The 4,004-nt window shown below is 60.8% G+C and carries 3 protein-coding genes; 2 read left to right on the top strand and 1 reads right to left on the bottom strand.

The features are described from left to right. On the top strand, window positions 1–1,050 hold a 1,050-nt coding region (locus JWR14_RS38140; RefSeq protein ID WP_366144637.1), incomplete at its 5' end, for a DUF6537 domain-containing protein. A gap of 103 nt (window positions 1,051–1,153) precedes the next feature. On the opposite strand, the gene JWR14_RS38135 is transcribed toward JWR14_RS38140, so the two are convergent. Further along, window positions 1,154–2,473, bottom strand: coding sequence for an EAL domain-containing protein (locus tag JWR14_RS38135; protein WP_299719956.1), 1,320 nt, complete (start codon window positions 2,471–2,473; stop codon window positions 1,154–1,156). A 426-nt stretch (window positions 2,474–2,899) separates the two neighbouring features. Between JWR14_RS38135 and JWR14_RS38130 the strand changes: the two genes are divergently transcribed. Then, window positions 2,900–4,004, top strand: a 1,105-nt coding sequence (locus tag JWR14_RS38130; protein ID WP_299719954.1) for a Na+/H+ antiporter, incomplete at its 3' end; no start/stop codon positions are given.

The following is a 4,004-nucleotide window of genomic DNA, read 5'->3' as shown; positions in this document are numbered from 1 at the left end:
AACCCCGATGCGAATCTGCACGCCGGATCGCTGCTGGAAAAGATGCAGCACGCGGCGGGTGCGGAGCGCATGAACACGTGCGACGCGCAGGCTTTGGCGACGCGTTTTCTCGGCGATACCATCGGCGCGAATATCTTGATGCTGGGTTATGCGTGGCAGCTTGGACTGGTGCCGGTGTCGCACGCCGCGTTGATGCGCGCGATTGAATTGAACAATGTCGCCGTGCCGATGAACAAGCTGGCATTTGCTATCGGGCGACTGGCTGCAGCAGATATGGATGCATTGGAAGCGCTGCGCAAATCGGCAGTTACGCCGCGAGTTGAAATGGCTGCGATGCCGTTGGACGGGTTGATCGCAGATCGAGAAGCGCGGTTACTGGCTTACGGCGGGTCGAGTTATGTGACGCGATATCAGGCGCTGGTTTCGACTGCGGCGGCGCATCACAACGATGCAGTAACGCGAGCGGTTGCTTCGACGTTTTATCGCCTGCTGGCGGTGAAGGATGAATACGAAGTCGCACGCCTTCATACTGATCCGGCATTCCGCGCTGCGCTTGAAGCGCAGTTCGAAGGCACGGCGGGCCAGGATTTCGCGGTGAAATTCAATATGGCGCCGCCGGTTTTATCGAAGGCGAAGAATGGTGGCCAACCACGCAAGATGACGTTCGGACAATGGCTGTGGCCGGTGCTTGGCATGATGTCGAAAGTGCGTGGATTGCGGGGGACGGTCATCGATCCGTTCGGCAAGTCGCTTGAACGAAAGATGGAACGCGAGCTTTCTTCGGATTACGAAATAACTATTCGACGTGCGCTTGAAGTGCTCACGCCGGCTAACGCGAAAGATGTCGAAACGCTTGCGCTGCTGCACGAACGCATTCGCGGTTATGGACACGTGAAGCTCGCGAATCTGTCGATGGTGAAGCGGCGGGAGCGCGAGCTTGGGGCGAAACTGGGCATTGAGGTGGAGACAGGGCGGTACGTGAAAGCATCGCTCGATGAGGTCAAAGGCGCCGGAGCGTTGAGGGGAATTCCGGTGGTGGTGGCGAAGTGAAGACGGTCCCGTCGGCGGTCGGATAGCCAAGGCCGCGCCTCACAAGAATGAAAAGCCCGCGAATCGCTCGCGGGCTTTTTTTTGTGAAGCCATGGAAACGCCCCTACTCTTCCTCCTCCGCGAACCAATCGATATCCCCGCAAAGCACGCACCGTTGCCCGCCCATGCGGGTCTCGACCGACAGCGTCACGCACGGCAGCGCTTCGTTAATCGATAAATACGGCTTCGTCACATGAACCCTATCTGGATCGCCCAACGCCGCCCGGAAATACGGCCGCCGCAACCAGTTCGCTCCCTGTGCATCGATAAGCGGTAACAACCGCGCTTCATGCGCCGCGCGATCGGCTCTTAGCACGACATTGCGCCCGGCCTGACGCCCGTTGGCATCGAGGAGAAAACACCGCGCCGCGTTATCCAGCGCGAGAAAATTCCAGCACACTTCCTCCAGTTGTTCCCCCGCCGCCAGCCGCTCCGCCGCGCGCTCAAACGCCCGCACATACGGCTGCAGCCGCGTCGCTACGCGCCGTTCCTTCGCCTCCGTCTGCATCCGAAAACGGTCTGTCAACTCGCTCATCAACGTGTGCGCCTGCGCGGCATCGGCGAGACCCGGATTTGGCCGGCCAAAGAAAAACCCTTGCACGAAATCGGCGCCACTCGAAAGCGCCAGTTGCGCCTCGTGTTCGGTCTCCACGCCTTCGATCAACACCAGTTTTCCGGCCTCGTGCAGCAGCGACACCACGCCGCACAGAATGGCTTCCATATTGCGCCGATGCTTCAAATGGCTCGTCCCATGCACGGCATGTGCCGAGTGCGCGGCATGCGACAACATCACGCGATCCAGCTTGACGATATCCGGATCGAGTTGCCAGATCCGTTCTATATTGGAATGCCCCGCGCCGAAATCATCGAGCGCGATCAGGAAGCCATGCTCGCGAAAATGCTGCACGGCATCCGCGAGCGTTTCAATATCGTCAGCGCGTTGCTCCAGCACCTCCAGCACCACGCGGCGCGGCTCGATCTGCAAGCGCTTGAGATTCGCCAGCAGCGCGGCCATGTGATACGGCTCGGTCAACGCAGCCGGATGAACGTTGAGAAACAACCACTCGTTCTCCGCGCCGAGCACATTGAAATTCTCGAGATGCAGCGCCTGCGACAGCCGATCGACCTGCATCGCTTCGCCCACGCGCGCGGCCTGGCCGAATACATCGAGTGGCGACACAACGCGATCAAGCGCATCGTGCGCTCGCAGCAAACCTTCGTAGCCGACTGCCCGCATATGCGACAGGCTGAACACCGGCTGAAACACGCTCGACAGCGTCCAGGCGCCGTGCTCGACCGAATACCGGTCGAACCCCGACGTCACACTCAGTTCGAACGTCCGCGGCGAGACCGGCTTCACCTTGTCAGGATTCGCTATTGCCATCTTGCCTTCCCCGTCCGGATGCCTGCGTCTGTTCCTTGTTCACGCAGCCGGTCATAGTCGATCATCGCAATCGATTGCGCTCGATATCGCGTAACCGGCGCCCTCAGTCCTGATTTCATACACTGCCCTCGTTTATCTTGAAGCGGAATCTACCCGTCCCGTGGCCTTCAATAAAGCAAGCTCCGTGCTCACGCAAGTCCACGCGTTTCCTGAGCGCTCGCTGGCATGTGCACCGCCGCGAGACGCCGGGTTCACAGCGCAGCGTGCGAACGCACCAAGACAGTGCAACCCCCATAGCCGCCGGAGTCTTCAAAACGACCGTTCGGCGACCCGCCAAGCTCGTCCAAGCTAAACTTTGCCCCTTCTTTGTTAAAAAAGGGAGCGGCGCCAGCGACTCGCCGCACTCCTGCCGGATCGCATAAATCTATGGAAATCGTATTCACCGTCTTGATCCTGATGCTGGCGGTCGCCCTGTCCGGATTCGCGACCAGCCTGTTGCCCAACGCGTTGCCCTTCACGCTGCCGCTGCCTCTTATCCAGATCGCGATAGGCGCGTGTCTCGCGTGGCCGGGATTCCGCCTGCACGTCACGTTCGATCCCGAGCTATTCATGATGCTCTTCATCCCGCCGCTTTTGTTCGCCGACGGCTGGCGCATCCCCAAACGCGAATTTTTCATGCAACGCCGCGCGATCCTGCTGCTTGCGCTGGGCCTCGTATTCATGACCGTGGGCGCGCTCGGCTGGTTCCTGCACGTGATGATCCCCGCCATGCCACTGCCGGTCGCATTCGCGCTGGCCGCGGTGTTATCGCCGACAGACGCCGTTGCGCTCAGTGGCATCGCCGGCAAGGGTCGCATTCCGGCGAACCTGATGCACATACTCGAAGGCGAAGCGCTGATGAACGACGCGTCCGGCCTGGTCGCGCTGAAATTTGCCGTCGCGGCGGCGCTCACCGGCGTGTTCTCGTTGCGCGCGGCCGCGATCAGTTTCGTGCTGATTGCGGTGGGCGGCCTGGTGATAGGCGCGGCAATCAGTTGGCTCGTGACATCGATTCCCGGGCGACTTGTGAAGATGTCCGAAGACGATGATCCCGCCGCTGGCGTCGTCCTGACGCTGCTGATTCCATTCGCGGCGTATCTCATTGCCGAGCGGTTCGGCTGCTCGGGTATTCTCGCGGCGGTATCGGCCGGAATGATGATGAACTTCCAGAGCCTGCGCGAAGGCATTCCCACCGCGGCCCGCATCCGCATGACCAGTACGTGGACGATGATCGAGTTCGTGTTCAACGGCATGGTGTTCATCCTGCTCGGGCTGCAGTTTCCGCATATTCTCGGACGTGCGTTGATCGAAGCGCATCACGACAGTCTTCAGCAAGTCGGCCTTCTGCTCGGCTATGTTGCCGCGGTGGTGATCGCGTTGTACGGGCTGCGTTTTGGATGGGTCTGGGTGTTGCGCTGGGTCGCGAGCCGGGGCGCCGCGAAACACGGCGTCGCGAACGCGGTGCCGGGCGTGCGCACGGTTGCGATGACCA

The sequence above is a fragment of the Caballeronia sp. genome (assembly GCF_028292365.1).
Taxonomy (GTDB): Bacteria; Pseudomonadota; Gammaproteobacteria; order Burkholderiales; family Burkholderiaceae; genus Caballeronia.
Note: the sequence above shows the minus strand (reverse complement) of the source record. Positions and strands in the feature narration are given on the sequence as shown.

What these genes read in the sequence shown, in the direction of transcription:
- JWR14_RS38135 (WP_299719956.1), bottom strand. Translation starts at nt 2,473, where the DNA reads ATGGCAATAGCGAATCCTGACAAGGTGAAGCCGGTCTCGCCGCGGACG.